At 55.3% G+C, this 26,443-nt stretch carries 35 protein-coding genes, 1 tRNA gene and 3 pseudogenes; 7 read left to right on the top strand and 32 right to left on the bottom strand.

What is annotated here, in order from left to right; translation table 11 throughout:
- Positions 1-37 precede the first annotated feature (37 nt).
- Positions 38-1,051, bottom strand: coding sequence for a tRNA (adenosine(37)-N6)-threonylcarbamoyltransferase complex transferase subunit TsaD (gene tsaD / locus ACJ69_RS20365; RefSeq protein WP_032650276.1), 1,014 nt, complete (start codon positions 1,049-1,051; stop codon positions 38-40).
- Between the two features lie 236 nt (positions 1,052-1,287).
- Between tsaD and rpsU the strand changes: the two genes are divergently transcribed.
- The 3 genes from rpsU to rpoD all read left to right on the top strand — a co-directional run bounded on the left by rpsU (position 1,288) and on the right by rpoD (position 5,365).
- Positions 1,288-1,503 carry a 30S ribosomal protein S21 gene (gene rpsU / locus ACJ69_RS20360; protein ID WP_001144069.1) on the top strand — a complete coding sequence of 72 codons (216 nt, stop codon included), beginning with the start codon at positions 1,288-1,290 and terminating at the stop codon, positions 1,501-1,503.
- A 115-nt stretch (positions 1,504-1,618) separates the two neighbouring features.
- Positions 1,619-3,364, top strand: a complete 1,746-nt coding sequence (dnaG, locus tag ACJ69_RS20355; protein ID WP_029741754.1) for a DNA primase — start codon at positions 1,619-1,621, stop codon at positions 3,362-3,364.
- Positions 3,365-3,517: 153 nt separating this feature from the next.
- A complete protein-coding gene (rpoD, locus tag ACJ69_RS20350; RefSeq protein ID WP_023309228.1) occupies positions 3,518-5,365 on the top strand; it encodes an RNA polymerase sigma factor RpoD in 1,848 nt (615 codons plus the stop codon).
- A gap of 101 nt (positions 5,366-5,466) precedes the next feature.
- Here rpoD and mug read toward each other — a convergent pair whose 3' ends face one another.
- The gene (gene mug / locus ACJ69_RS20345; protein ID WP_029741755.1) at positions 5,467-5,973 is read right to left on the bottom strand and encodes a G/U mismatch-specific DNA glycosylase; all 507 of its coding nucleotides are present in this window, start codon (positions 5,971-5,973) and stop codon (positions 5,467-5,469) included.
- Between the two features lie 125 nt (positions 5,974-6,098).
- Here mug and ACJ69_RS20340 point away from each other — a divergent pair.
- Positions 6,099-6,174, top strand: a tRNA-Ile gene (locus tag ACJ69_RS20340).
- A gap of 81 nt (positions 6,175-6,255) precedes the next feature.
- Here ACJ69_RS20340 and ACJ69_RS20335 read toward each other — a convergent pair.
- The 9 genes from ACJ69_RS20335 to ACJ69_RS20295 form a co-directional block, all read right to left on the bottom strand.
- Positions 6,256-6,456 carry an ogr/Delta-like zinc finger family protein gene (locus ACJ69_RS20335; protein WP_029741756.1) on the bottom strand — a complete coding sequence of 67 codons (201 nt, stop codon included), beginning with the start codon at positions 6,454-6,456 and terminating at the stop codon, positions 6,256-6,258.
- Between the two features lie 67 nt (positions 6,457-6,523).
- The gene (locus tag ACJ69_RS20330; protein WP_047646373.1) at positions 6,524-7,678 is read right to left on the bottom strand and encodes a phage late control D family protein; all 1,155 of its coding nucleotides are present in this window, start codon (positions 7,676-7,678) and stop codon (positions 6,524-6,526) included.
- Positions 7,675-8,139, bottom strand: a complete 465-nt coding sequence (locus ACJ69_RS20325; protein ID WP_059347627.1) for a phage tail protein — start codon at positions 8,137-8,139, stop codon at positions 7,675-7,677. Before ACJ69_RS20325 ends, ACJ69_RS20330 begins: the two co-directional genes overlap by 4 nt.
- An 11-nt stretch (positions 8,140-8,150) precedes the next feature.
- Complete coding sequence (locus tag ACJ69_RS20320) at positions 8,151-10,430, bottom strand: phage tail tape measure protein (protein WP_059347625.1); 2,280 nt, start codon at positions 10,428-10,430, stop codon at positions 8,151-8,153.
- Complete coding sequence (locus ACJ69_RS20315; protein WP_023616176.1) at positions 10,423-10,542, bottom strand: GpE family phage tail protein; 120 nt, start codon at positions 10,540-10,542, stop codon at positions 10,423-10,425. The genes ACJ69_RS20320 and ACJ69_RS20315 overlap by 8 nt, the downstream gene beginning before the upstream one ends.
- A 32-nt stretch (positions 10,543-10,574) precedes the next feature.
- Positions 10,575-10,883, bottom strand: a complete 309-nt coding sequence (locus ACJ69_RS20310; RefSeq protein ID WP_029741760.1) for a phage tail assembly protein — start codon at positions 10,881-10,883, stop codon at positions 10,575-10,577.
- Positions 10,884-10,939: 56 nt separating this feature from the next.
- Entirely contained in the window at positions 10,940-11,458 is a 519-nt protein-coding gene (locus tag ACJ69_RS20305; protein ID WP_054830273.1) for a phage major tail tube protein, read from the bottom strand.
- An 11-nt stretch (positions 11,459-11,469) separates the two neighbouring features.
- On the bottom strand, positions 11,470-12,657 hold the full coding sequence (locus tag ACJ69_RS20300) for a phage tail sheath protein (protein WP_059347623.1): 1,188 nt from the start codon (positions 12,655-12,657) through the stop codon (positions 11,470-11,472).
- A 58-nt stretch (positions 12,658-12,715) separates the two neighbouring features.
- Positions 12,716-13,309, bottom strand: coding sequence for a recombinase family protein (locus ACJ69_RS20295; protein WP_029741762.1), 594 nt, complete (start codon positions 13,307-13,309; stop codon positions 12,716-12,718).
- A 125-nt stretch (positions 13,310-13,434) separates the two neighbouring features.
- Between ACJ69_RS20295 and ACJ69_RS26055 the strand changes: the two genes are divergently transcribed.
- The gene (locus ACJ69_RS26055; protein ID WP_428845528.1) at positions 13,435-13,731 is read left to right on the top strand and encodes a gp53-like domain-containing protein; all 297 of its coding nucleotides are present in this window, start codon (positions 13,435-13,437) and stop codon (positions 13,729-13,731) included.
- A 2-nt stretch (positions 13,732-13,733) separates the two neighbouring features.
- Positions 13,734-14,159: a tail fiber assembly protein gene (locus tag ACJ69_RS20290; protein ID WP_059347857.1), complete on the top strand. Its 426-nt coding sequence runs from the start codon at positions 13,734-13,736 to the stop codon at positions 14,157-14,159.
- Here ACJ69_RS20290 and ACJ69_RS20285 read toward each other — a convergent pair.
- From ACJ69_RS20285 to ACJ69_RS20205, 19 genes and pseudogenes are all read right to left on the bottom strand, one after another.
- Positions 14,131-14,730 carry a tail fiber assembly protein gene (locus ACJ69_RS20285; RefSeq protein ID WP_054830420.1) on the bottom strand — a complete coding sequence of 200 codons (600 nt, stop codon included), beginning with the start codon at positions 14,728-14,730 and terminating at the stop codon, positions 14,131-14,133. The genes ACJ69_RS20290 and ACJ69_RS20285 overlap by 29 nt on opposite strands.
- On the bottom strand, positions 14,730-15,095 hold the full coding sequence (locus ACJ69_RS24595) for a phage tail protein (protein ID WP_233424634.1): 366 nt from the start codon (positions 15,093-15,095) through the stop codon (positions 14,730-14,732). The genes ACJ69_RS20285 and ACJ69_RS24595 overlap by 1 nt, the downstream gene beginning before the upstream one ends.
- A 90-nt stretch (positions 15,096-15,185) precedes the next feature.
- Positions 15,186-15,395 carry a hypothetical protein gene (locus ACJ69_RS20280; protein ID WP_054830421.1) on the bottom strand — a complete coding sequence of 70 codons (210 nt, stop codon included), beginning with the start codon at positions 15,393-15,395 and terminating at the stop codon, positions 15,186-15,188.
- Positions 15,382-16,335, bottom strand: coding sequence for a phage tail protein (locus tag ACJ69_RS20275; RefSeq protein ID WP_081051451.1), 954 nt, complete (start codon positions 16,333-16,335; stop codon positions 15,382-15,384). Before ACJ69_RS20275 ends, ACJ69_RS20280 begins: the two co-directional genes overlap by 14 nt.
- Positions 16,332-16,938: pseudogene (locus tag ACJ69_RS20270) on the bottom strand (phage tail protein I). Before ACJ69_RS20270 ends, ACJ69_RS20275 begins: the two are co-directional and overlap by 4 nt.
- A 14-nt stretch (positions 16,939-16,952) precedes the next feature.
- A pseudogene (locus tag ACJ69_RS20265) lies at positions 16,953-17,829 on the bottom strand (baseplate J/gp47 family protein).
- 52 nt (positions 17,830-17,881) lie between these two features.
- Positions 17,882-18,188 (bottom strand): annotated as a pseudogene (locus ACJ69_RS20260) (GPW/gp25 family protein); the annotation flags it as partial.
- A complete protein-coding gene (locus ACJ69_RS20255; RefSeq protein WP_054830240.1) occupies positions 18,185-18,826 on the bottom strand; it encodes a phage baseplate assembly protein V in 642 nt (213 codons plus the stop codon). The gene ACJ69_RS20255 and the pseudogene ACJ69_RS20260, both read right to left, overlap by 4 nt.
- A 112-nt stretch (positions 18,827-18,938) precedes the next feature.
- Positions 18,939-19,406 carry a phage tail protein gene (locus ACJ69_RS20250; protein ID WP_047646381.1) on the bottom strand — a complete coding sequence of 156 codons (468 nt, stop codon included), beginning with the start codon at positions 19,404-19,406 and terminating at the stop codon, positions 18,939-18,941.
- A complete protein-coding gene (gene lysC / locus ACJ69_RS25785; RefSeq protein WP_153252511.1) occupies positions 19,369-19,614 on the bottom strand; it encodes an Rz1-like lysis system protein LysC in 246 nt (81 codons plus the stop codon). Before lysC ends, ACJ69_RS20250 begins: the two co-directional genes overlap by 38 nt.
- The gene (lysB, locus tag ACJ69_RS20245) at positions 19,502-19,915 is read right to left on the bottom strand and encodes an Rz-like lysis system protein LysB (RefSeq protein ID WP_282102316.1); all 414 of its coding nucleotides are present in this window, start codon (positions 19,913-19,915) and stop codon (positions 19,502-19,504) included. The genes lysC and lysB overlap by 113 nt, the downstream gene beginning before the upstream one ends.
- 8 nt (positions 19,916-19,923) lie before the next feature.
- Entirely contained in the window at positions 19,924-20,433 is a 510-nt protein-coding gene (locus ACJ69_RS20240; RefSeq protein ID WP_048981243.1) for a lysozyme, read from the bottom strand.
- Complete coding sequence (locus ACJ69_RS20235; RefSeq protein WP_029741404.1) at positions 20,417-20,638, bottom strand: phage holin family protein; 222 nt, start codon at positions 20,636-20,638, stop codon at positions 20,417-20,419. The genes ACJ69_RS20240 and ACJ69_RS20235 overlap by 17 nt, the downstream gene beginning before the upstream one ends.
- A complete protein-coding gene (locus ACJ69_RS20230; RefSeq protein WP_023309248.1) occupies positions 20,629-20,832 on the bottom strand; it encodes a tail protein X in 204 nt (67 codons plus the stop codon). Before ACJ69_RS20230 ends, ACJ69_RS20235 begins: the two co-directional genes overlap by 10 nt.
- A 179-nt stretch (positions 20,833-21,011) precedes the next feature.
- On the bottom strand, positions 21,012-21,452 hold the full coding sequence (locus tag ACJ69_RS25045) for a DinI-like family protein (protein WP_029741403.1): 441 nt from the start codon (positions 21,450-21,452) through the stop codon (positions 21,012-21,014).
- A gap of 109 nt (positions 21,453-21,561) precedes the next feature.
- Positions 21,562-23,751, bottom strand: a complete 2,190-nt coding sequence (locus tag ACJ69_RS20220) for a replication endonuclease (protein WP_059347620.1) — start codon at positions 23,749-23,751, stop codon at positions 21,562-21,564.
- 1 nt (position 23,752) lies between these two features.
- Positions 23,753-23,974 (bottom strand): TraR/DksA family transcriptional regulator, encoded by a 222-nt coding sequence (locus tag ACJ69_RS20215; protein WP_059347618.1) that lies wholly within the window; start codon positions 23,972-23,974, stop codon positions 23,753-23,755.
- The gene (locus ACJ69_RS20210) at positions 23,974-24,201 is read right to left on the bottom strand and encodes a DUF2732 family protein (RefSeq protein ID WP_054830238.1); all 228 of its coding nucleotides are present in this window, start codon (positions 24,199-24,201) and stop codon (positions 23,974-23,976) included. Before ACJ69_RS20210 ends, ACJ69_RS20215 begins: the two co-directional genes overlap by 1 nt.
- 68 nt (positions 24,202-24,269) lie before the next feature.
- Positions 24,270-24,608 (bottom strand): DUF5347 domain-containing protein, encoded by a 339-nt coding sequence (locus ACJ69_RS20205; RefSeq protein WP_029741399.1) that lies wholly within the window; start codon positions 24,606-24,608, stop codon positions 24,270-24,272.
- Positions 24,609-24,835: 227 nt separating this feature from the next.
- Here ACJ69_RS20205 and ACJ69_RS20200 point away from each other — a divergent pair, with 227 nt between their 5' ends.
- Complete coding sequence (locus ACJ69_RS20200; protein ID WP_054830237.1) at positions 24,836-25,411, top strand: phage repressor protein CI; 576 nt, start codon at positions 24,836-24,838, stop codon at positions 25,409-25,411.
- Between the two features lie 55 nt (positions 25,412-25,466).
- On the opposite strand, the gene ACJ69_RS20195 is transcribed toward ACJ69_RS20200, so the two are convergent.
- Positions 25,467-25,814 carry a hypothetical protein gene (locus ACJ69_RS20195; protein ID WP_054830236.1) on the bottom strand — a complete coding sequence of 116 codons (348 nt, stop codon included), beginning with the start codon at positions 25,812-25,814 and terminating at the stop codon, positions 25,467-25,469.
- Positions 25,811-26,314, bottom strand: a complete 504-nt coding sequence (locus ACJ69_RS20190) for a hypothetical protein (protein WP_081051450.1) — start codon at positions 26,312-26,314, stop codon at positions 25,811-25,813. The genes ACJ69_RS20195 and ACJ69_RS20190 overlap by 4 nt, the downstream gene beginning before the upstream one ends.
- Between the last annotated feature and the right edge of the window lie 129 nt (positions 26,315-26,443).

Genomic DNA, 26,443 nt, shown 5'->3' with positions numbered 1-26,443 from the left:
ATCCCCTCTCCCTTTGGGAGAGGGTTAGGGTGAGGGATTACGCCTCCGGCAGTTCCGCCAGCGGCCAGCGCGGACGCACGGACACGCTCAGGTCGGACGTAGCGCCCGCGTTCAGGCGCACCATTCCGGCGTAAGCGATCATCGCGCCGTTATCGGTACAAAATTCCGGACGGGCATAGAACACTTCCCCGCGACGCTTTTGCATCATCTCGGCGAGCTTCGCGCGCAGCGTGCGGTTAGCGCTGACGCCGCCCGCCATCACCAGACGCTTAAAGCCGGTCTGATCCAGCGCGCGCTTGCACTTGATCATCAGGGTGTCCACCACCGCATCTTCGAACGCACGGGCGATATCGGCGCGGGTCTGTTCGCTGTCATCGTTATTGCGAATCGTATTCGCCGCGAAGGTTTTCAGCCCGGAGAAGCTGAAATCCAGCCCCGGACGGTCGGTCATCGGACGCGGGAAGACAAAGCGCCCTTCCGTTCCCTGCGACGCCATTTTAGACAGCATCGGGCCGCCCGGGTAATCCAGACCCAGCAGCTTGGCGGTTTTGTCGAAGGCTTCACCGGCGGCATCGTCGATCGACTCGCCCAGCAGCTCATACTTGCCAATGCCCGTTACGCTAATCAGCTGCGTATGGCCGCCGGAGACCAGCAGCGCCACAAACGGGAATTCAGGCGGATTCTCTTCCAGCATCGGTGCCAGAAGGTGCCCTTCCATATGGTGAACCGGGATCGCCGGCACATCCCACGCAAACGCCAGCGAACGGCCAACCGTTGCGCCAACCAGCAGCGCGCCGACCAGGCCCGGGCCTGCGGTATACGCCACTGCATCAATCTCTTTTGCCGTTAACCCCGCTTCTTTCAGCGCCGCCTGAATCAGGGGAACCGTTTTACGCACGTGGTCACGAGAGGCCAGTTCAGGTACGACGCCGCCGTAGTCAGCGTGCAATTTCACCTGACTATACAGCTGGTTGGCCAGAAGCCCTTTTTCGTCGTCGTAAATGGCGATGCCGGTTTCATCGCAGGATGTTTCAATACCCAGTACACGCATGACTTGTTTTACCTCGTTTCAATACCGCGCAGTGTAGAGCCTGGGCGGGTTGATGTAAAACTTTGTTCGCCCCAGGAAGAAGGCTCGTGTATACTCCTCACCCTTATTAAAGTCCCTTTCAAAATCGCATCGGTGCTTTACAAAGCAGCAGCATTTGCAGTAAAATTCCGCACCATTTTGAAATAAGCTGGCGTTGATGCCAGCGGCAAACCGAATTTATTAAAGGTGAGAGTTACATGCCGGTAATTAAAGTACGTGAAAACGAGCCGTTCGACGTAGCACTGCGTCGCTTCAAACGTTCATGCGAGAAAGCAGGTGTTCTGGCTGAAGTTCGTCGTCGTGAGTTTTATGAAAAACCAACGACCGAACGTAAGCGCGCTAAAGCTTCCGCTGTGAAACGTCACGCGAAGAAACTGGCTCGCGAAAACGCACGCCGTACTCGTCTGTACTAATTGGTTGAGGGCCTCAGCCCTCAATTGACAGACAGAGTAATAGTCGTAAGGCCGTGCTTCCGGAAGGAATGCGCGGCTTGTTTTCGTTTATAAGTCGCTTAAAATTTTGGGGCATATGGCCGGAAGAATCCCACGCGTTTTCATCAATGACCTGCTTGCCAGAACCGACATCGTCGATCTCATCGACGCGCGGGTAAAGCTAAAAAAGCAGGGCAAGAACTACCATGCGTGCTGCCCGTTCCATAACGAAAAAACCCCCTCCTTCACCGTAAACGGTGAAAAGCAGTTCTACCATTGCTTCGGCTGTGGCGCACACGGTAATGCCGTCGATTTTTTGATGAACTACGACAAGCTCGAGTTCGTTGAAACCGTCGAAGAGCTGGCGGCGATGCATAACCTTGAAGTGCCGTATGAAGCAGGCAGTGGGCCAAGTCAGATCGAGCGCCATCAACGGCAAACGCTGTATCAACTGATGGATGGCCTGAATTCGTTTTACCAACAGTCTCTTAAGCAATCTGCGGCTGAGCCTGCGCGTCAGTATCTGAACAAGCGCGGACTGAGCGACGATGTCATTGCGCGTTTCGCTATTGGTTACGCCCCGCCCGGCTGGGACAACGTGTTAAAGCGTTTTGGCGGCAATAGCGAAGATCGTAAGTCTCTCATCGATGCAGGCATGCTGGTCACCAACGACCAGGGACGAAGCTACGACCGCTTCCGCGAACGGGTAATGTTCCCGATCCGCGACAAGCGTGGCCGGGTAATTGGTTTTGGTGGTCGCGTGCTGGGTGATGCCCTGCCGAAATACCTCAACTCCCCGGAAACCGATATTTTCCATAAGGGCCGCCAGCTGTACGGCCTTTATGAGGCGCAGCAGAATAATGCGGAACCTCCGCGTCTTCTGGTCGTCGAAGGCTATATGGACGTCGTGGCACTGGCGCAGTACGACATCAACTACGCGGTTGCGTCGTTAGGGACGTCCACCACCGCCGATCATATTCAACTGCTGTTCCGGGTGACCAACAACGTCATCTGCTGTTACGACGGTGACCGCGCAGGACGCGACGCCGCCTGGCGTGCGCTGGAAACCGCGCTGCCGTATATGACCGACGGGCGTCAGCTACGCTTTATGTTTCTGCCCGACGGCGAAGACCCGGATACGCTGGTGCGTAAAGAGGGCAAAGCGGCGTTTGAAGCGCGGATGGAGCAGGCTCAGCCGCTCTCCACGTTTTTGTTTAACAGCCTGATGCCGCAGGTCGATTTGAGTACTCCTGACGGGCGCGCGCAGCTCAGTACGCTGGCGCTGCCGTTAATCAGCCAGGTGCCCGGCGAAACGCTGCGCATCTATCTGCGTCAGGAGTTAGGCAACAAGCTCGGCATTCTGGATGACAGCCAGCTTGAACGTTTAATGCCAAAACAGGCTGAAAACGGTGCGGTTCGCCCCGCGCCTCAGCTAAAACGCACAACCATGCGTATACTGATAGGGTTGCTGGTCCAAAACCCCGAGCTCGCACCGCAGGTGCCGTCGCTGGCGGGTTTAAACCACGAAAAATTGCCCGGGCTTGGCTTATTTTCAGAACTGGTCAACACGTGTTTGTCTCAGCCAGGTCTGACCACCGGACAACTTTTAGAGCATTATCGCGGCACAAAAGAGGCCGCTACCCTTGAAAAATTGTCGATGTGGGACGATATAGCAGATAAGGACATTGCAGAAAAAACGTTCACCGACTCACTCAACCATATGTTTGATTCGATGCTTGAGCTGCGCCAGGAAGAGTTGATAGCTCGCGAGCGCACACACGGTTTAAGCAGCGAAGAACGCCGGGAGCTCTGGATGATTAACCAGGAACTGGCGAAGAAATAAAAAATTTAACGGCTTAAGTGCCGAATATCGATCGGGAAGCCCCCGGCAGCCGCACTGAGAGGCAGCGGCAAAAATATAAGTACGCCCTCGCTTTAAAGGTTGGCAGCCCCATCGCCGACACCAATCAAACGAATTAAGTGTGGATACCGTCTTATGGAGCAAAACCCGCAGTCACAGCTGAAACTTCTTGTCCAACGTGGTAAGGAGCAAGGCTATCTGACCTATGCCGAGGTCAATGACCATCTGCCGGAAGATATCGTCGATTCAGATCAAATCGAAGATATCATCCAAATGATCAATGACATGGGCATTCAGGTGATGGAAGAAGCACCGGATGCCGATGATCTGTTGCTGGCTGAAACCTCCAACAACACTGACGAAGATGCGGAAGAAGCTGCTGCACAGGTACTGTCCAGCGTGGAATCTGAAATCGGGCGTACCACTGACCCGGTCCGCATGTACATGCGCGAAATGGGTACCGTTGAACTGTTGACCCGCGAAGGCGAAATTGACATCGCAAAACGCATCGAAGACGGGATCAACCAGGTTCAGTGCTCTGTCGCCGAGTACCCGGAAGCGATCACCTATCTGCTGGAGCAGTACGATCGCGTTGAAGCGGAAGAAGCGCGCCTGTCTGACCTGATCACCGGTTTTGTCGACCCGAACGCCGAAGAAGATATGGCGCCTACCGCCACTCACGTCGGTTCTGAACTGTCTCAGGAAGAGATGGATGATGACGAAGACGAAGATGAGGAAGAGAGCGACGACGACACCGCGGACGATGACAACAGCATCGACCCGGAGCTGGCGCGTGAGAAGTTTGCCGAGCTGCGTACCCAGTACGAAGTGACGCGTGACACCATCAAAGCGAAAGGCCGCAGCCATGCAGCCGCACAGGAAGAGATCCTGAAGCTGTCTGAAGTATTCAAACAGTTCCGCCTGGTGCCAAAACAGTTCGACTACCTGGTGAACAGCATGCGCGTGATGATGGATCGCGTACGTACCCAGGAACGCATCATCATGAAGCTGTGCGTTGAGCAGTGCAAAATGCCGAAGAAGAACTTCATCACCCTCTTCACCGGCAACGAAACCAGCGAGACCTGGTTCAACGCGGCTATCGCGATGAACAAGCCGTGGTCTGAAAAACTGCACGACGTGAAGGACGATGTGCATCGCGGCCTGCAGAAACTGCATCAGATTGAAGAAGAGACCGGCCTGACCATCGAGCAGGTTAAAGACATCAACCGTCGTATGTCCATCGGTGAAGCGAAAGCCCGCCGTGCGAAGAAAGAGATGGTTGAAGCGAACTTGCGTCTGGTTATCTCTATCGCCAAGAAATACACCAACCGTGGTCTGCAGTTCCTGGATCTGATTCAGGAAGGCAACATTGGTCTGATGAAAGCGGTAGATAAGTTTGAATACCGTCGTGGTTACAAGTTCTCCACCTACGCAACCTGGTGGATCCGTCAGGCTATCACCCGCTCTATCGCGGATCAGGCGCGCACCATCCGTATTCCGGTGCATATGATTGAGACCATCAACAAGCTCAACCGTATCTCCCGCCAGATGCTGCAGGAGATGGGCCGCGAGCCGACGCCGGAAGAGCTGGCCGAGCGCATGCTGATGCCAGAAGACAAGATCCGTAAAGTGCTGAAGATCGCCAAAGAGCCAATCTCCATGGAAACACCAATCGGTGATGATGAAGATTCGCATCTGGGTGATTTCATCGAGGATACCACCCTCGAGCTGCCGCTGGACTCTGCCACCACCGAGAGCCTGCGCGCTGCGACGCACGACGTTCTGGCTGGCCTGACCGCCCGTGAAGCAAAAGTCCTGCGCATGCGTTTCGGTATTGATATGAACACCGACCACACGCTGGAAGAAGTGGGTAAACAGTTCGACGTTACCCGCGAACGTATCCGTCAGATCGAAGCGAAGGCGCTGCGCAAGCTGCGTCATCCAAGCCGCTCTGAAGTGCTGCGTAGCTTCCTGGACGATTAATCGGTCCTGACAGTGAAAAAGCTCCCAATCGGGAGCTTTTTTTTATTTATACCCTCTCCCTGTGGGAGAGGGTCAGAGTAAGGGCATCAGGCCGCAGAGGATTACAGCCCCCGCACCATAAGCGCCTCATCCAGCTCCCGATACGCCTCAACCAGCTTATCCAGCGTCGCCCTGTTGAGCCCGCTCGGGTTCGGCAGCACCCACACCTGCGTAACGCCAATCATGATGCTCTGCTTGCCCCACTGCGTTCCACGCTGGCTAAATGCCTGCTCGTAGGCCTGCTTGCCGAGGATCGCCAGCGCGGCCGGCTGATAATCCTCTATCTTCTTGATCAGCTCCCGTCCGCCGCTGCGCAGTTCATGCAGGTTGACCTCGCTCGCCTGTACCGTAGGCCGCTCGACCAGCATGGTGATCCCGCAGCGCGTGTCCAGCAGATGCTGTTCCTCTTCGGGCTTGAGTAGCCTGTCGGTAAACCCGGCCTGGTAGATCACCTTCCAGAAGCGATTACCCGGATGGGCAAAGTGAAAACCGGTGTGCGCCGAGGACTTACCCGGGTTGATTCCGCAGAACACCACCCGCAGGCCAGGGGCCAGAATATCGTTGATCATCTTTACTCCCGCTCGATACATCGTCAGGGAAGTATAAAGGATTGATTATGCGTTGTTTATAAAAACAGCAGGCAGGTGTGAATGGCTGGATTGCTGCGGGGAGTTACTTTATAATTCACCGCCACGGCCCCTTAGCTCAGTGGTTAGAGCAGGCGACTCATAATCGCTTGGTCGCTGGTTCAAGTCCAGCAGGGGCCACCAAATTTTAGTTTTAGAATCATATGATTAAGCCACTCTATTGAGTGGCTTTTTTATTGGTTTTTTGAGCCGGTGACGCAGCCGCTAACCGTGGTTCAGCGAAGCCGTTCGGACACGCTCAGAGGCGCCCGGGGTCGCGATCAGGCGCTCCACGGACTCCATCGTCACGAACGTACAGCTGCAGTCCACATTGGTGCACTGGTGATAGCGCTCTTTGGTATTTTCACTTAGATAGCGACTGGTACGCGCATGCGCAGAGTGCTTGCACTTAGGACAATGAAACATGTACCCCTCCACTTGATTCACATTTTGTGAATCAATAATACCCAAAACAAAACCAATAGCAACTACATTACTCACTATCAACAGTAAATTTTTCGTCGCTGACGTTCAGCTCAAGCTTAAGCTGCGTGGTAAATCCGCTATCGTTGAGGGTATGCACCACCTCGCTGATGATCCACGCCTGCTCGTCGATGACGCGTTTAAAACCGTTTACCAGCACCGGCGTTTCGGGGAACAGATCGGCGCGTCCCAGGGCAAGCTGGATGGAAAACTCTACGGTTCCCCGCTGAAGCGCGCGCCACTTCGCCTCTGCAGCCCTGAGCGCCTGCTCTTCAGAGGCATAAACAGTGGTGAGCTCAAATACGTTCTCCGCCGATCCCACCAGCCTCTCTTGCGGTTTCTGCTCCTTGCCTGCTGCTCCCGCTACCGGTGCGGCGGCATCCGGGTGCTGCAGTGCTTCTGTCTGCTGCCCTCCGGACTGACGATTAATACTCAATTGAGTATTTTGTTGTTTGGGGTCACGCGTTTGCAGCCATTTGGCCGTTACGCCGGAATAATTTTCACGGTCAGTTATGGAAAAAAGGTGCTTATCGCCATCCCCACGTTCAATCATCATTAAGGAAAGCGGAGTGCCGCTGGCCGTCACGGCCTGGCCCGCTTTCATAAAGATAATCTTCCCGGCTTTGATTGAAACAAATGCTCCATTACGTTCAGCAAGGCGGGAGAGGAAGGCCGCGTCTGTCTCCTGAGACTGGTCAATATGAGAGATGGCGATGGATGCAAGCCCCGACGCGACGCTGGCGGTCAACTGGTTACGCTGAGCGATGGTATCGACTATCGCGCCAATCGTCGTGTCATGCCACGACTGTTCGCGCCGCACGTTTAGCTTTCCACGAAAATCTGCGCTGAATCCCTGGATGGTCAGCGTGTCCGGCGCGCCCCGGAAATGAATCGCATCAATCGTAAAGTCCCCTTTCTCCTCGAGCGGGGTTCCCTCCCATCCCAGCCATAAGGACAGCCTTGCCCCCCGGGCAGGCAAGTCCAGCAGCCCGTCGGAATCATCCAGCAGAATATCCAGCTGATCGGCTTCCAGCCCCCGTTTGTCGGTCATGGTCAGGCTGATAAGACGATGGCTGAAATTTTGCGTGATATCACGATCGTCAAGCTTAAGCATAAAATCAGGGGCGATTTTTCCACCCGCCCGGATATTCATTTCGGTGATCATCCCACCAGCCCTCCAATGCTATTCCGTGCGCTTTCCACCAGCTCTGAGGCCTGCGTTCGCAGGTCGCCAAACGTCGTCATCAGCGATTCGTCCACGCGTTTTAGCGACAGGGTAAACTCAATTTTTCGAGCGATACCGTCACTGTAAAAATCCGAATGCGTGTGCGTGACTTTATCAATGATAAACATGCCGTGAATGATGCCGGTACCGTCTATCAACGGCCATGCCCGCCCCTCATTTGCCATCAGCTCAACCGCCTTGAGGGAAAGCCGCCCTCCCGTGAGTTCCGGGTAAAGTAAGCCGGAGAGGCTAAAGGATGTCTCACCTTCGCCAAGGTACTGCCAGGCTTTGGGTTTCCCGATGCGAGCGCTGGATGCCCAGCGGTAGTCTTTTGTGAATATCATTGACTGATACGGTAAGGTTCGTCGTTCAAAGACAAACAGACCCAGCACCATTAACATTTTCTCTCTCCTCAACTATACATAAAGCTGGATTGCTGCCGTCTCGCTTTATCCTGTTCAATATTATCTATCGTCTCCCGGATTTGACGCGTCAGATCCGTTCCGGAGGCCGTGCCCCCCTGCAGCGTGATGTTATATTCGCTTTTACTCTGATCGACGTAAGAGCGTCCTCCAGTAGCGATGGTCGGCTGATACCCCAGTCTGCCGCCAGAGATCCCCGCGCCCGGAATATAAGCGCTGCCCGCCGGTGAGGATGCCGCTTCTGCTTTTGCCGCAGCGGCGTCGAGATCGCCCGACTCGTTTTTGATAATACCGAGCTTCTCCAGCAGCCAGCTGGCCTTGCCGCTCAGGCTATTAAAGAGATCGAGCGGTGCCATTAACGCATCGCCCAGCGCCTGACCAAAAATCACGCCAGCGTTTTTACAGCCATCCAGCGTTTCCTGCGTCGCCTTGATCGGCGTAATCAAGTCGGTGAACCATTGCCAGATACCGCCCAGCTTCTCCGAGATAGAGTCAAACACCGCCATCACCGGTGAGAACAGCGCACCCAGCGGTGCGAAAGCCGTCGAAAGCCCTTCCATCACCCCACCAAAGAAGGCGCTGATGGGCTCCCAGTATTTAAAAATCAGTAAGGCGCCGGCAGCAATCGCCGCGCCAAGGGCGATCACCGGCCAGCTAAGGGCACCCAGCACCGTCATGATGGCGCCGCCCACCACGCTGAATACCGTTCCCAACATCCCGGCCGCGGTAATAACCATATTGACGCCCGTCAGAACCGGGCCGATAACCGTGCCTACGCCACCCAGTACGCCAGCAAACGCCTGTGCGCCGACAACGATGCTGGCGAGGGTCTGCGTCAGCTCAGGGTTGGCATTTACCCAAAGGGAGGCCGTGCCAAGCCAGCCGGTTGCGGTTGTTATCAGGTTGCGCAGAGCGCCATCCGCTTTATCAAACACATCAATCTTCAACCCGCTCCACGCGGCCTGGAATCGGTTGATATCGCCGTCAAGATTATCGGTCTGCACGGAAGCCGCGAGCGCGGTACTGCCCTTTGCCCCCTGCAACTGCTGGCGTTTTTCATCAAGCGATCCATCACCCGCAGCGGAAGCCAGCGTCCCCGCGGCTTTTATGGCATCCGGAGTCTGAACATGGCGCAACATCGCGCTGAGCGCGTCCCCCGCGGCGGCGCCTTTCATCCCTTTTTCCGCCAGAACGCCAAGCAGCGCGGTGGTCTCTTCAAGCCCCATACCGGCGGCATCCGCAGCGGGCGCAGCGGCGGTGACGGCCGCCACCATCTCAGCGAGGCTGGTATTCGAAGAGGTAAAACCGCGCGTAAGCACATCTGCGATGCGTCCCGCGTCCGCATCGGCCAGGCTGTACGCGGCCTGCGTGCTGGCGATCATATCGGCCGCTTTAGCCGCGTCGACACTCCCCGCCAGGCTGAGGTTGACCGTTGGCGCGGTGGCCGCAAGCAGCCCATCGGCGTCATAGCCTGAACGAGTCAGTTCGGTTTGTGCCCGGAGGACCGTATCTGCAGGTACTCCGGTCCTGGCGCTGACCTCCCGCGCCTGCTGGCGAATCGCCTCAAGCCGGGAATCCCCCTTCGCCAGGCCAAGGTTTGCCTGAATGGCCGACATCTGCTTTTCAAAGCTGATGCCAGGCGCCATAAACCGGGACGTCTGGTCAAATCCCGCTTTTGCCATGCCCACGCCCGCATTCGCAAGCTGACTCACCCGCGCGGTAACGCGTTTGCCTGACTCGTAGCGATTCTGAACGGTACTCAGCCGCTCCTGCTGCTGATTGACGCGGGCCAGCGCATCCCGCTGTCGGTTAAGCTGCTGCGTTTTTTCGCTGATGTGAGTTCGTAAACGACGCTCATCAGACGAGAGCGTGCGCGTGTTGACTCCCGCCTGAGCGAGTTCAGCGCGCTGACGCTGTAACGAGTAGCGTAAGCTGTTGTACTCAAGCTTAAGGTCGGCCGCCGATTTTCGGGCTGTAGTCAGCGCATCAGCCTGCGCCTGGCTGGGGTTTTGCGTGTTTTTAAACTGCACCGCCAGCGCCGCGGCCTGCTGTTTCGCCTGAGCAAGCGACTGCTCCGTCGTGGCGAGCCGGGCATTTGCTTTTCTGAAGCCGTTAATGCGCCCCGCCTGCTCATCGAGCGCCCCCAGCGCCGTCTGCGCATCGCGGATATCGCTCGCGAGAGTGAGGCTGGCGTTCTGGAGAGCGTTAAGCGGTCGGGTTGCCCGGTCGACTGCCTTAAGCAGCTCCTGAAGACTGACATTATTACTCATGGTGGTTTCCGCTTCGCTGCAGCGCTTTTTCGCGCCATAAGAGGAGTTCGGTCACGCTCAGGGAGTACAGTTCTGACGGCGGCCAGTGAAAAATCACCGCGATATCCGCCATCAGATCGTCGACCGACACATTTTCGGGAAATTTCAGCGAGCCGAAGCCGGTGACAAAAAACCGATCACCTTACCTGCAAAAGAGAGCAGATCGCAGGCGTCCAGGCGCGCAACCTCATGCTCGGTCAGCGCCGGCGAGGTCATTCGCGGCAGCACCTTAATCAGCGCATCAACGTCAGATTGTGCCAGCGACGCCAGCGATACGCCGCGCAGTGTCCCCGCATTGGGTTTAGAAACCGTCACCTTTTCAATTTTTTGCTCACCGCGCTGAACGGGGCTATCAAGCGTGACGATATGTGGGTTTTCACTTTCGTTCATGGCGGTCTCGTTGATATTTTCCATTTCGTTACTCTTCTGAAAGTTAATTCACCGGCCGGTAATCCCGGCCGGTTAAGGGGTTACAGGCCGATGGCCTTACGGTGTTCTGCCAGGCGATCGACGCCATCGACTTTGAGCACCATGTTGGTGATGTCGATTTCGATGATCTCTTTGCCATCAATGGTCAGCTGGTAGTAAGCGCACTCGGTGGACATCTTGGTGGTGCCGCTCTCGCCCTGCTTGTTTTCACCGCCATCAAACTCTTTATGACGGCCGCGCATGACGATTTCGACGGCGGAGATTTCGCCGGTATCATCGCGCTGATAAGAGCCGGTAAAGCGCAGCGGCACGCTGTCCGCGCCCGGAGAGGCATACTGCGCCCACAGCGCGGCGTCCGGCAGACCGCCAACGGTCCACTCCAGCGCCAGGGCATCATCGTCCAGGCCGAGGTCGACAGAGACCGAGCCCGGCATACCGCCGCCGCGATACTTCTCCAGCTTGCGGGTAAGCTTCGGTAGGGTCACAGACTCAACAACGCCCATATAGCTCAGGCCATCGTTGAACATATTCAGGTATTTAAGTTTGCGTGGTAACGCCATGCTTCAGCTCCTTAGCTGTTAACCGAATCTGACAGGTCTGCCAGATAGGTATCGGTGATGCGCTGGCGCAGGGTCAGATTTTCCAGCGGCGGGACAGGGGTGTAGTCGTAATCGATATACAGTTTCCCCGCTTTCAGGGTGGTTGCATCGTTCGACTCAGGGTCATACCAGCAGGAGCCGTCAACGATATAGCCGTTGGTTTTCAGCTCGCGGAACTTGGCGTTAATACCGGAAACGATGTCGCGGATAAGCGTTGGCGTGATGGGTTTATCCATCGCCCACGCGTGCGCTTCCGCCATGGTATCGGCCAGCACCTGTGCGGTACGGGTGTAGTTTTCAAAGACGAATAACGGATCGTCTGAACAGGTTCGGTTACCCCAGAATTTGAAGCCGTCGTTGCGAATCAGCGTGGTGACGCCAGCCTGGTTGAGCAGGTTCGCATCGGTAGCCTGTTCCTGCAGATCCCAGGAGACAGAGGCGCTTACGCCGGTAACGCCGCTGACGCCAACGTTTGACAGGGTTTTATGCCAGCCAATTGTCTGGTCGATTTTGGCGCGCAGGCCAAGCGCACGGGCGGTAGCCCAGGCCGTCGTCGTTGCGTTCGTGGTGGTATCCCATGCCAGAAAATCAGGATGAATAACCATCAGCTCGCGCTGGCTGAAGTTTTTGCGGTAGTTAATCGCCTCAGAAATGGTTTTACATCCCCACGCGCTGACATAGCCGAACGCGCGCAGGCTCTGGCACATGGCGGCCAGTGCGGTCGCCACTTCCTGAGAGTCCAGCCCCGGCACGCCGAGAATACGCGGCTTAACGCCGGTTACCGTTTTCGCCGTGAGAAGCGCCTTCAGGCCGGTATATTTACCGTTTTCATCTGTGGTACCGATGATGTTGGAAACGGTCTGCTTGCGCGCCTCTTCCGGGGTTTCAGCGGTACCTTCGGCTACGCGAACGACCACGACAACCGGTTTGCACTGGTCGGCGATCGCCTGCAGAGAAGCGGACAGCGTCCCCGCCTTGCCGGCTTTCGCAATCGCGTTTTGCACGTTGGTAATGAGCACGGGCTCGTTTAAAGGAAATGTCTTGTCGTCAGCATCGCTGGCCGTACAGACCATGCCGATGATTGCCGTCGAGACGGTGGAAATGGTGCGGGTGCCATCGTTGATTTCGATAACTTCCACGCCGTGGTGAAAATCACTCATCCGTTTAACTCCTTGGTTAGTTGGTGAGTGATATTGTCGCGGCTGGGCTTGCTATGAGCTAACCATCCCTGTCCAGCGGCCGCTGGCACAACGATTGTCCGACTATCGTGGCGGGGAATTTTTTATAAAGCGTGGAAATACCCACATCAAAAATTAACGCAACGCGCTGTCGGGATTCCCCGGCAGCAATCAGCCTGCCAGCCTGAGCCCATTCATCCTGCGTCAATTTAGGGCGTCTGCCACCAATTCGTCCCTGTTCCCGCGCTGCGGCTAGCCCGGCGCACGTCCTCTCGACAATGAGTTCACGCTCCATTTCAGCAAGCGCCCCCATGATATGGAAGAAGAAACGCCCCATTGGCGTTGAGGTATCAATGCTATCAGTCAAACTGCGGAAATTAATACTTCGCTGGCGTAGTTCCTCGGTCATTGAAACAAGGTGGCGCATACTGCGCCCGAGACGATCGAGTTTCCATACAACGAGAGTATCTCCCGCATTAAGTTGTCTGAGGGCACGATTAAGTCCCGGTCTGTTTGTCGATTTACCGCTGATTTTATCTTCAAAAATCAGCTCACATCCTGAACGCTGCAGCGCGTCACGCTGTAAGGCGGTGTTTTGTTCATTTGTTGACACGCGTATGTATCCAATAAGCATGGTATTTCTCTCCGTCAAATCCGGAAATCATGCCATTTAATGGATAAACACGCATTTTCGAAAACCTTGGTTTAAAAGAAGCGGCAAAACGGGACATTGGCACGGGCGCGAACCAGATACCAGATATGAGCTATCAGGGTTATGGCTCTAACTGGGTCAAGACTGTAGGTGGGCTAATTATTCAAAAAGGATCGCTGGGATTTGGCATTGGTTCAAATCTATCAAGCGCTACATTTCCGGTTGCATTTGCCTCAGGGGCCGTAGTCAATCTTACGTGGTCTGACGTCACGTCAGGTGGTGCGGCTCAGGGGACGTCAATGTCTTATGGAGTCGTCGTAGGAACTCAAACCAGAACAGGGTTTCAGGCATGGATGAGTGGTGCCGGTGGATTCAACCTCTCATATATAGCGGTGGGGTATTGATAATGAAATACAGATATTCTGGAGATACGAATTCTTTTTATCCCTGGGCATTAATTGATGATTATAAGCGAGCGAATGTATGGCCTGAAAATGGCGCTGATGTAGACGAAGATATTTTCACGATATATAGCGGTACACCGCCAGAAGGCAAGACTCGCGCCCCAGATGTTAATGGCAAACCATGCTGGATAGATGCACCGCCACCATCTCAAGAAGAACAAATTTTCGCTACGGAGTTTCGGAAAGCGGCGTTATTGACGGAGGCAGCGGCGATTATCGCGCCGCTTCAGGATGCTGTTGATTTAGGCATGGCAACAGATAAAGAAACTACTGCACTGTCTGAATGGAAAAAATACCGGGTCTTGCTGATGCGTGTTGATACAACAAAACCCGTATGGCCTACACCTCCGGCTTCGGTGGAAAAGTAACGTCAGGCGCGATGCTGGTATCGACTTTAGTCAGCTTGTATCGGTATCGCTGCCATTCGGTCAGGCGTGGCACGTCAGCATCTTCAATGTAGCCTCCAGCCTGAGCATCTGCCAGTGGTGCAATGATTGCCGTCGCCTCCGCCAATAACACAGCTTTCGTCTGTTCTGCTGCCATCACGTCCGCAGCGTGCCGCGCTGTCGGGTCCGTTAACCACTGGCTGCCATCCCATTGATCATATGGCGTAGATGGAGCCTGTGCCGTGGTGTCCTGCGGATAATCACCCGGTGCTGTGATGGTAATTTTCTCCCCGGTCCGCGTGCTGTATACTGTCTCGCCGCGATGATCGGCAACGTCTTCCCAGGTTTTGTTATCGTTGGTTCTGCAAACGGTAAAGCCGTCTTTTATTTTGCCAGGCGCATCTACACACGAATTAGCCGGAATACCTACGCCTACGTGCAAAAACTCTACTGATGATGAAATATATTCGCGCGTCATTCCGTCATAGTTAAATACAGTAATATCACCGGCCACTACGGCAATATGATCGCTGTTTAATTCCGCCTTAGACATTATGCAGCCCTCACGATGTAATTGAATGCGACGTTGCAAGGCGCTGTTTCATTTTGCCCCTCTTCTGTTAAATACACGCCACTACTTCCCGAATAGGCAAAATAGGTTGTTGATGAACTCTTGCGATAAAATTCATGTATAGCGGGAGTTTGCGACCCGTCACCATTACCAAACAATAACGCGTGGGTGTGTTTCCGCAGCTTATCGGCGGCATATGACAAAATTGTACGCCCACTATCAATGCCTCTCCCATCATCCCAGCCACGAATAAAGACGCCGCGTAAATCAGGAAGCGTGCCGGAGGGATAAGCAATAGCCAGCTTCGGATACTGTGCTAATGAAAATTGTGCTCCGTTACATTTCAAATACCCGGCCGGGAGGGTTGCTGACGGCCAGGGTATGGGAACGCCCACCGGCAAGGCTGACCCTTCTCCTAAACCGACGTTTTGTATCAATCAGATGGCGTCAACCTCACCCTTTTCTGTCATTTCATTTTTAATTTCTAAAAGAACGGGTTCACCTTTGTCATTTACATCAAGGCGCATCCCTTTCGGTATTTCTGAAGTCCTGAAAAACCAGTTATCAGCAGGCAGCTCAATCACCCCGGCAGTATCATGAAAGCCGGGTATAACCTCTGTCATAGTATTCGGATTAAACAGGCGCATAATAAACTCTCCACGAAAAACCATTATTTGATGGGGCGCCCGTTGCGGACATTGTGCAGCGAGCTTTGAAACCAACATTTGTTGTTAAGGCATCAATGATCATTGATGAATGAGCATAGTTGGGCCCGGTTCCAGGATCGGCAGAAAGGCGTTCGGCAATGCTGATATAGCGGCTTATACCTGGTAGCGCGATTGGGTAATTAACCGTTGCCAGGCCGTTATCAAGGATTACACCATGCCCCATTACCTCAATGGCTCCATCCGACCATATTACCCAGGCTCCATTTGCGTTACTTCCTCTACTGGTTACGTATTTAGCTGCTCCCAAACCAAGGTTTTTGAGAACCTCAGCGCTCAACCCCGCATCGGCAATTTCTTTTAACGCATTGGCGATTAATGGGTACTGTTTATGCGGATTATCAGCAGCAATATGCTTTTTCATCTGATCATCAGCGTAGCCTTTAACCTCGATAACTTTATCGTCAACGTACTGACGCGTTGCCAGCACAACTGAGGGATCAATTTTCAGGGAAATTGACGATGTGCTCGACACAATCAGAATCATGCGGATGGTCTGCGTGCGACCGCTGCCTTCCTGCAGCTGAGGCTTGTATGTCTCCGGGCAGTTAGCCACGGCGATCAGAATGCCGTCGTCGTCATAGAGACCGATCTCTCGGATCCAGAAACCGCCCTCATTCTCGGGAATAATCTGTTCAGCGATGATCTGGCTGGTATTATTTGGGTCAACAGCGAGCAGGTTCAGCGGCGCTATGCGTTTTTGGTTAACGAGCTTCGTCTGCGCCGGATCGGGGGTTGGCAACGTTCCGTTGGCGTCGCCTACCGCCATTTGCGTCAGGTTGAGTTGCGTACCAAGTGCCGTCGCGTTAGCTAGCCGCGCCGCGCCCTGATTCGTCAGTATGGCAAAATATTTTGCGGTCATGCGTTCACTCTCAGGTTATCAATCAAATGGATGGCCGAGGCCGGGTAATAATCACCACCGACAATAAGTTCCTCGGTGGTATAGGGGTAAACAGCCAGCGCATCGCCGTGATAGCATCCTGCGCCAACATAAAACTCTCCCGTTGAGCTCAGGCTGATAGCCAGCCCGGTCATGTGTCTACTTGCCGGTTTGGCATCCTCAATGAGCCGTTCAAGCTCCTGATACATTTCGTCAGTGATGCCGTTATCAAGCACACCGACAACCAGACGGAACGTGCCTGGCTCCTCACCGAGCTGCACCACTCGCGCACCTCAATCAAGAAACCAAGCGGTTCCACCACACGACGCAATGCGCTGATGGTTTCCTTTGTGCTGATGGACGAAAAACGAGGACATAATGACGCTGCGCTTTGTGCTCTCCGGCCACGCCTCATCCCAACGGTCTACCGACAGCGCCCATGCCAGGTAGGGAAGTAAATTCACCGGGCACGCGCTGGGGTTCCATAAGGTGCGTAGCGGTACCGGCACTCGTTCAATATTCGAGAGCGCTGCGGCAGCGGCGACTTCCAGCGGTGATCCCAACGGGTAATAGCCTTTCACTCATCCGAACCCCGATCGCTATCTGATACGAGTACAGTTCGAGGCCTGCGACTTACTCAGTACAATGCAGAGTGGGAGATTCCAGCTCAACGCGCTGCACGCCTCAACGTGAAGTGCTGCATAGATGGCCGACAGACGGATATCGCGTCCAAGGCGATGCTGTGCGCTGAATAATTCTGCAGCTTCTGCTCCGCTGCTTGCCTGATGGTCAGACTCTGGTCCGGGATAAACGTAGAGCGTCGCGTTTATCTGGTAAGGTACAATTTCTGCCGACTGGACCGTTACACGATCGCCTACGGGGCGGACGGTTTCAGCATTAAGCGCTTTTTCAACAACCGCCAGTAGTTCAGGACGAGCGGTACCATCACCCTCACGGGATAACACCGAAATCGTCACATGTGCGGGCTGAGGGCTTTCAACCGAAACGTCAGCGACCCGTCCGTCGGCACTTCGACCATGATATTCATAGGCTCCAACCGGCCCCGCGACGCTCAATCCCTCAAATGCCTGCTGCGCGCGCAGTCGCAGGTCAGCGTCAGACTCCATGACGGCAGCCGTTGGCGGAATGGTAGTGTCATCGCCCGGGGTGATGGTCAGGCGTTCGGTATTATTGTTTGCCGCAATAACGTCCAGATCGTGACCGGAAGAATAGGCCAGCGTCACGGCCAGCGCAGCCTCATTAACCCGCTGGCGCCAGATGACTTCCCGGTAGGCATTCTCCTGTAGCAGCTTCACAATCGGCTCGGATTCCAGCGTCAGCGTCCGTGCAATCGCCTCGCTCCTCTTCCGGGTAGAGGGAGACAAAGGTGGCCTTTCGTTCTGCCAACAGCGTTTCATAATCCACCTCCTCCACGACATCAGGCGCGGCGAGCTGGCTCAGATCAACAATAGCCATAGCGTTTAACTCAGTGAAATGGGTGATAGATAAGGATTGCCCGGAAGGTCGGGCGCGTGCCGGTGATATCGACATACAACGTCCCGTCGTTCTCCGAACGCTCGAAAGTGATGGCCGTCAGGCTTATCCGCGGCTCCCATTTCTGGATGGCGCGAATAACAGGCGGCCATGATTTGCAGACGCAGCGCCGGACTCTGAGGCCTGTCGATCATCGTCGCCAGCAGCGAGCCGTAATCCCGCCGCATGACCCGCGAGCCAATCGGCGTAACCAGAATGTCGCGCACGCTTTGCCGGATGTGTTCAACCTCTGAAATGCTCAGTCCGGTCTGCCTGTTCATCCCCCTGTAACGCACAGTCATTGTGTCCCCTTAGTCCAGCTTCCGCCGCTTTGCACACTGCCGTGCGTGTGGTTATCCACCTGCACCCCGTTTGAGGTGAATTTACCGCCGGAATGCTCAATATTTCCGGCCATCACGCCGCCCTTCTGCACTTCAAGAGAGGCAGTAATTAACTTGTTGGTACACACCACTTCAGGCGTATCCAGCGTGATGCGGGACGTTGACGTCACCCTCACCTCCGGCACGGTGGCGGTCAGCGATTCAGAGGCGGTAATATCGGCCGTTTTAATGCCTGCAACCGTCAGCGCCCCGCGCCCGGGTTCGTACTCGATCACCGCGCCGTCAGGGAACGAGGCGTGGAACGCGTCAGGTGACCCGGACGGCGCCGGATGGTCGTCAGAGAAAATGCCGGGCAGCACAAAGGCGGTATCAAGCTCGCCGCCGATGGCCAGCAGCAGCACCTGCTCTCCCTCGGAAGGAGCCCACCAGACGCGCGAACGTCCCGCACGACAGGTTAGCCAGTTCAGCCAGGTGGTTTTCATCCCGCCGGTCTGGACACGACAAAGCCCTCTGTTGAGGTCAACATCGGTCACAACACCGATACGAATAAGATTGCGGATCGCGCGAGCGATGCCGTTCATGGAAGTTAATGTATTCATGAGAAGAGAATGCCGTTCAGGAGGAACGGCAGCAACGAGACGGGGTTTTCTGCGGGATGATACAACAAGCGGTCCAGACAGCAGGCGCCAGGCGGCCTTCAGCGCGGGGAAATCAGTCCTCCCACTGGCTGACCAGCTCGCCGTTGACGTACAGCGCCTTCGGCCGCGTGACGGGCTCCGGCAGCGGCGGCTCGGGGGAATACGTCGCGTGCAGAGCGCCCTGATCCTGGGAAACAAGAATTCGCTCGGTTAATTGCACGCTGATGGTGATATCCATCGTATCGTCATCGTTTAAGACGATCGCGAAGGTGTAACCGTTTTTGCGTCCTTCATCGAGGGTAAAAATATCCGGCTGGTTTTCCCGAAGCCAGGCCAGCACCGGGACGAAAAATCCCTCGCTGTCGCCGGTGAAGCCGCTAACCTTCGCGTTCAGCGCATACTGCTTTTCAAAGGAGAGCGAGGAGGCCTGGCGGGCGTCAATATTGCCGCCTCCGACCGACATCTGCAGGCGCTCCGGGTTGGCATTGAGTTGGGGGATCGCGTCAATTAATGCCTGACGCAGGCTCTTGAGTTTGTGCATCGAGTTTATCCTGACAGTGTTTGATGGTTTCAACCTGCAGCGCGCAGGCGATAAGGGCGTATTCCAGCCTGCGAATATCCGCGCTGAGATCGCCGTTAGTGGCGGGTTCGCTTCCCGGCATCGGGCAGCGGCTCACCTTCGGGCAGGCGTTGTAAACAATGGGCTGCGGAGGCGCAGGCGGTGCGGGTGTGCAGCCTGCGGACAGCATCAGGCAGCTGAGCGGTATACCAGCGGCGTAACGCTTCATTTTCATTGAGTAATCTCCCGATAGTCGCTTCCCGTCTTGCCCTCTCCTCGCCCGCGGTGACAAGCTCCTCACGGAGCCTGACCTGGGCATTTTCATTTGCCCTGGCCATCCGCTGCGACAGGGACAGCTGCTGGTTAAGCGTGGCGAGGGCCGTTTTTTGCACGCTGGCGACCCGGTTGGCCGTGGCTAAGGAACGGGACAGGTTCAGGTTGTCATGACGAAGCCACAGCGCGATGGCCAGCAGCCCGGCCAGCGCCAGCATGAGCGTTCTCACGGCAGCCCCTTCATGCACCAGGCCTTCTCGCGGACGCGACGGTTTTCCAGACCGGCATTTTTGACGCCGTTGACGTACACCCAGCGGGTAAGCTGCCCGCATGCCTGCGGCCACTGTTTACGTTTGATAAAGGACACCAGCGTCGAACGGCAGGCGGCGCCTGCGCCGACATTAAAGGTAAAACTCACCAGCGCGTCGTAGACCCGGGGCGGCATCTCTACCGGCGCACACGCCGCCAGACGCCGCTCAACGTTGAGCACATCAGCGACCAGGTTTACCGCAGCCTCACGCTCGGTAATGTCCCGCGTCGGCACAACGTTTGCCGTGTGCCCAATGCCGGACGTCCATACGCCGGCGCTACACCGGTAGGGCGAAAGGCGACATCCTTCGAGATCGGCAATCAACGCCAGCCCCTCCGGGGACGTTTTCAGTAATCGAAAGTCAGGCATCAGCACCGCCAGGGCCAGCACGCCGGCGACGCTGCAACGCTTAATGATTGAGTTCACGAATGCTCTTCTTATCGAGGCCAAGAGACTGGAGATAGCGCCAGGTTTTTCGCTTAAACCAGTAATTCGTCAGCGCGGTAAAAATGGCGCACAGACTCCCCACGTACAGCGCGACTTTTTCAGGAGACATCGCCCCGAACCAGGCCAGCGCCACGGCCAGCCAGTAGGCGATAAACGTGGTGATTTTCTCCAGGCTCAGTCCCATAGGTTTACGGATTCTTTTGTGGGGGCGCTATTCACCTCCGGCATCTCTACCGGCGTGCCGTGAGGCAAGATAACGCCTAACTCCGCGAGGCCAGGATTGGCCTTCAGAACGGCTTCAACGACGCCAGCCGTGCGCCCATAAAAGCGGGCGCAAACGGCATCAAGCGTGTCCCCCTGCATTGCATAGATTTTCATCAGACGCTCCCAACATCCGGTTTCCAGGTACCCTAGAGTTTCCCGGGCCAGAAGGCTTTTCGCTATCGCTGACGGATGGACAATCGCGGGCACAACAGATCGTCCGCGAGAGGCGAAGCGTGATTCAACGGAAGCGCAAAACAGGAATGAGGGTGTTGGTACGGGCGATGACGCCGGGGCTAGCGCCAGCTCTCGTCTTCCCAGACTTCCCGGAGGATAGCGTCCAGCGCCTCGCGATCGGCTTCTTTTTCAAGCCCCTGGAGCTCGACCCCCGTCACCGATCCGATTTTCACATTCACCCGCGATGACGGAAACAGGGATCGTATTCTGCGGGTCAGTTCGCACTGAAAGGCCTCAACGACGGCATGGCCAATCTGCTGATCTTTATCGAGAGTAATGTTCACCCGAACGTTGCCCTCTTTTTTGATTCGTTCCGGAACAGGCGATGCTGAGAACACAACGGTAAATGCGTTGTTCTTGATTAAATTTCCCCGCGCAATCTCAGCAATCAAATTCAGGGCAATCTCACGATCTCTTTCCTGACACGTTCCTTCCGTCGTCAGTCGCGCAATCAGCTCGACTCGTTCAATCATGACCTGCTCGTTCAACTCTCTGTCCACACAACCTCCACCACGAGATACTGTATAAACATACAGTAGCACGTATTCATAAAAAGAGTGAAGCGAAAAATCAGAACCCTTGACGGTATGTACATGATATGGATGGAGATTAGCGGGCTCTCTGGGCGAAGAGATCCGTTAAATACCCAATACGTTCAAGGATTTTCCGCGCCTTTTGCTGGTAAGAACACGGTGCCGGAAATAGCGATCCGTCAGCTGCGCCCCTGCACCATTTATCGTTAAAGCGGCTGATGCCTCCCGCCATCAGATGCAGGGCTTCTGCCCGACTGATGGCTATCCCGGTGGCGAGCCGTATCTCATCGATCACCTTCTCCGGAACCCCGTTCTGCGGGTCGCTCGCGAAGACGACGGGCGCTGTAGCGCCAGGGCGGATGAATTTGATGCGTTCGGTTAACGCCCGTCTTGCACGTCGGCTGAGGGGTTGAGAAAGATCGGTCTGCGTACAGTTATTGACAGAACTCCGAGAGGATACGGGCGCGTCCTTAAGATCCGCGGCCCGCTTCGGCACAATTTTCCACTGCGTGAGCCGGGTTAAAACTGGGCTGCCCGCGCCAACGGCGGAATCGTACACGCCGCGGATGCGGACCGTTTCCTCGCCGTACTGGTTAAACCCGGCGTGCGGTTCATACAGCGTGCGCACCTGTAAATCATCGCGACGCACAAACGGCCCGCCCTGCGCGGTAACGTAACCCGCCCAGTCCCCGGCGTCGGCAGCCTCCTGGACGGCGGCAAACTCAACGCTCAGACCGCGCGCGGCCTCGGTATCCACCAGACGCCGCAGCTCGCGGTAGACCGTTACCGGCGCGCCGCCGATGAACTGAAACTGGCGAATGTGCCAGCGCCCTGCCCAGGCCGACACGGCGGACGCCGTCTCCTTCAGCAGCCCGCCGCTTTCGCTATCGGTCTCGCCATCGAGCGCATAGCCGTCGATATTCTTTGAGATGTATTTGGCGATATAGCCGGTAGCGCTGCCTTTCTGCGGATCGATCGCGTCCGAGTGAAAGCGCGCCTGTCTGGCGCTTTCGCTCCGTAGCTCAACGGCATCCTCCTGCCGGGCATAATCCCCGATAATCCGGCGAACGCATTCGACGTCTTCCGGCAGCATAAACATCAGCATGTGCCAGTGGGGCGTACCGTCGTGGTGGGGTTCCGCAACGCGGATACCGAAGATTCGGTGCCCGTCACGGTGGAGCTTTGCGCGGATACGCGCCCAGAGACGGGTAAAGTAGATTTGCGTATCCGCCGGGCTGGCCCCGTTCCACTTCGCGTTGGGGAAACCTGATTTCAGCGTCGCGTGATACTGCGCGGGCGCGGTTAAGGTATAGAACTCGCCCACGTAGCCCAGCGACTCACAAATATTTTCAAACCCGCGGATACGGGTCATCAGTTCACAGCGACGGATCGCCGGGTTGGCCACCGAGCTGTCGTATTTTTCAATCAGGCTGATGCGGTTGCCCTCTTCATCTTCCAGCTCCATGCCCTTGAGAAATTCGCGCGTGCGGCGCTTCTGCTCGCGCCACTCGGTCACGCAGCGTTTGCTCGCATACGCCGCTTTTCGCTTGCTGACGTTGCCGAGGGCAATTTGCAAATGCTCGCGCCAGGCAGCCGCGACCCGACGCAGCCGCCCGCGCCACCACGTCTCGGAAAACATGCGGATCACCGCCGCGGCAACGTCATCTTTATTGAAAAACGTCTTCGACACCCGCTCCCAGTGCGGTGGCGACACGTTGAACTGCCGGGCGATCAGTCCGGCGCGCTGATACCAGACGTACAGCGTCTGGTATTCGCCCATTTCAGCATCGTTAATATTCGCCAGCTCGCCGCGAATAAAGCTGGCGATATCTGCGGCCAGCAGGTCGATGTCCGCGCGGGTCATATCCGGAAGGCGGTTATAGCGGGCAACCAGTTCGACCATCCGCGAGGCGAGATATTGCAGAAGCTGCGTGTCGAAATGGCCGCCGAACACGGCCCTGGAGACTTCGTCGTGCAGGCCTGTGCAGACATAGCGATCAGAGACCCGCCGCAGGCGAGGCAACATCCTTTTGCAGAAGCGGATCAAAAAGGCGTTGGCCTGCGGGCTGCCCCGATGCTGTTCGAGGGCGTCAACCGTGCGCCAGATTTCGAAGCGTACGCAGTCGGGCTGCTGTGAGAGGGCAATTCTTGCCTGCTGCAGCGACGCGAAAAGGCGATCGCGGCGCTGCTGTTGGGCATGGGTGAGATAAGGGCTGGCAATGGCCGACCGTGGGGCATTCCACGGATAAGCAAATGACGTAGCCAACTTATCCTCCCCGGACGTGTTTATTTTTTATCTCTGCGATCTCCTGGCAGGTTACGCACAGGGCTACGCCGGGCACCGCTATTCGGCGCGCCTCCGGTATCGGCGCCTCGCAGTCCTCGCAGAGGAAACGCGAAGGCGATACGGGTCGTCTGCGGGCGCGATTAATGTATCGCTCTCTGTCTTCCTGCTCGCGCGCCTGCGCAAGATCGATAAAATCGGCCATCAGTGCAGCTCCTGGGATTCACGCTCATAGCGAGCCGCCTCGTGGGACAGTAGTTCGGCAACGTCTTCTCCGCTCATGCCGGTTTTGTAGATATGGCTCGCCAGCGCCTCCAGACGCAGGGAGACCGCGAGGGCTCGCGCGCATCGTTCCTCTGTTTTTGCCTCTGCCAGCAGGCGTTTCAGTTCTTCACTTCCGGTGGGATAAGGGCGGTTTTCACTGTTTCGCATCACGCGTTCTCCTTAATTTCAGGCAATAGGGTGCCCGGCGGGTTTACGCCATTAGTTTTTGGGTTGGGTTATATCGGCATGGTCAGCCGTTCAGGAAATAAACTCACAACAGCACGAAAATGGTTCATGGCATTAATCAGCGCCCGTTTCTCTTCGGTCGTCAGCTCGCTGATATCGCACTCGTGGCGGGCGACGGGCAATCTCGCCAGGAAAAAGAGGGCCGCCAGCGCCCTGCTGTTCTCCTCAAAACAGGGATCGCGCTTATCGCGCATTTCAGCCAGAAACCGCGCCAGCTCTTTTCCGCTATCGCTCCCGTATCGGGCGCGCAGTTCAGCGACGTGGTTAAGCCCGCTAAGACGCGCTCCCACGCTAAGTGGAACCCTTGCACGGGCAGCTTCTATCGCCATATCTCCCCTCGCGTAAATTCACGCACGCTAGTGCGCTGAAAACGGGCAGAGCACGGTTTTTTCCGCCGTTTGATGATTGCGATTTCAGATGCCATGCTGCATGATTCCCATTTTGATAATGTCTGCAATCATTAGCCTCTGTTTGCCAACGCCTGCCGCTGATTGCCCGAATTTGTAATGATACTAATACCCAAATGAGTATTAGTAAACACCCAAAGGAATATATTTTGATTTTAGATTCTCAAGTGAATAATGAAGAGTTACTCGATAGAATCTGTCAGGTATATGGTTTCACGCAGAAAATCCAGCTGGCCCGGCACTTTAATATCGCCGCCAGCTCGCTTCAGAACCGCTACGCGCGCGGTACCGTCTCTTACGACTTTGCGGTTCAGTGCGCGCTGGACACCGGCGCCAGCCTCCGCTGGCTGATGACCGGACAAGGCGCGCAGTTTGAAGGTCACCCCGCGCCGGGCGATCCGGTTTCGGTTTCCACATTCACACTGAGTGATGGAAGGCTGGAAGAAAATACCACTTTGAGTATCGATTCTGGTTTCTTTAGCAAACCGCTGGCTCGCGGCATCGCCGTTCGGGCGGAGGGGAAGCTGCACTTTATTGAAAAAGAAGCATCGTTAACCGACGGCCTGTGGCTGGTTGAGATTGAAGGCACCGCCAGCATCCGCGACCTCACGCTGCTGCCGGGTAAAAAACTCCACGTGGCAGGCGGCAAGGTTCCGTTTGAATGCGGTATCGACGAGATAAAAACGGTGGGTCGCGTAGTGGGGATTTACAGCGAGGTTAGCTGAGGCTGCAAGATTCAAGGCTGACGACGTTCGCCAGCCTTTTCATTGATTTTAAACGTTATTTTTCGATGTAGTTGTATGAAGTCAGAATTCCTTTGTCAGAAAAATCAACGGACAGCTGCTGCTTGCGGTCCAGATTAAGTGGAATGATGAGATAGATACGACGGTCGAGGATCTGCGACGTATATTCCCAGTGGCGCGTATTATTGTAGTCAGCCGTATTGGCAGGCACGCCAAAAGCAATCAGTACATCTTTGCGGGTCGTGACCTCCGGGATCAGCTTCTGCTTTATCTCTTTTTCAGAATACTGCGCCAGGCTTGTTGCCTTAGTTCCATCGTAGTTTGATGCACAAGAGGTGCTCAGGAGACAGACTAGCGCCACGCCTAAGACATTCATGGTTCTCACTGTACAAAATCCTTTTCAATATAAATACCATTGACGGTATCCAGCGCGACTTCTTTCATATAAAGCACGCAATATCCCGTTTTATCGCTATAGCTAATATGCCCTTCGTAAATCTTTTTCTTTTCTGGCGTAAAGGTGAGCGAGACATTACATCCCTGGTATAAAGCGTGCTGAACAGTCGTTTTTTCGTCTGGCACAATCAGCGTTTCAAAATAGTCTTTATCATATTTCTTGCCCGTCACTTTAGGGAGACCAATATCTTTTGTCGACCCAAGGAAAGGGTTCAGATAACGATTGTGCTTAAGTACCCATCCACCAATTTCTTTACCTGTTTTATCATACTGATAGATGCCATAACTCATCGGCGGGCCAATGAGGCGAATCTTAGCCACATCCTCGCTATTCGGAGGAGGCATGTACATTTTCGGCTCAGGAAAGAAAGTGCTACAACCAGAAAGACTCACTATTGCTGGAATAATTATATATTTTAAAAATCGCATACCGTTACCTTTATATATACCATTGCTTATTTCCCGGGAGACAATGCCGGAGCATTAACATCCCGGAATGTTATTAACAAATCACTCATAGATATAAAGGTCAACTAAAAAAAATAAATTTAGGTTTAG

The sequence above is a fragment of the Enterobacter asburiae genome (assembly GCF_001521715.1).
Classification (GTDB): Bacteria; Pseudomonadota; Gammaproteobacteria; order Enterobacterales; family Enterobacteriaceae; genus Enterobacter; species Enterobacter asburiae.
Note: the sequence above shows the minus strand (reverse complement) of the source record. Positions and strands in the feature narration are given on the sequence as shown.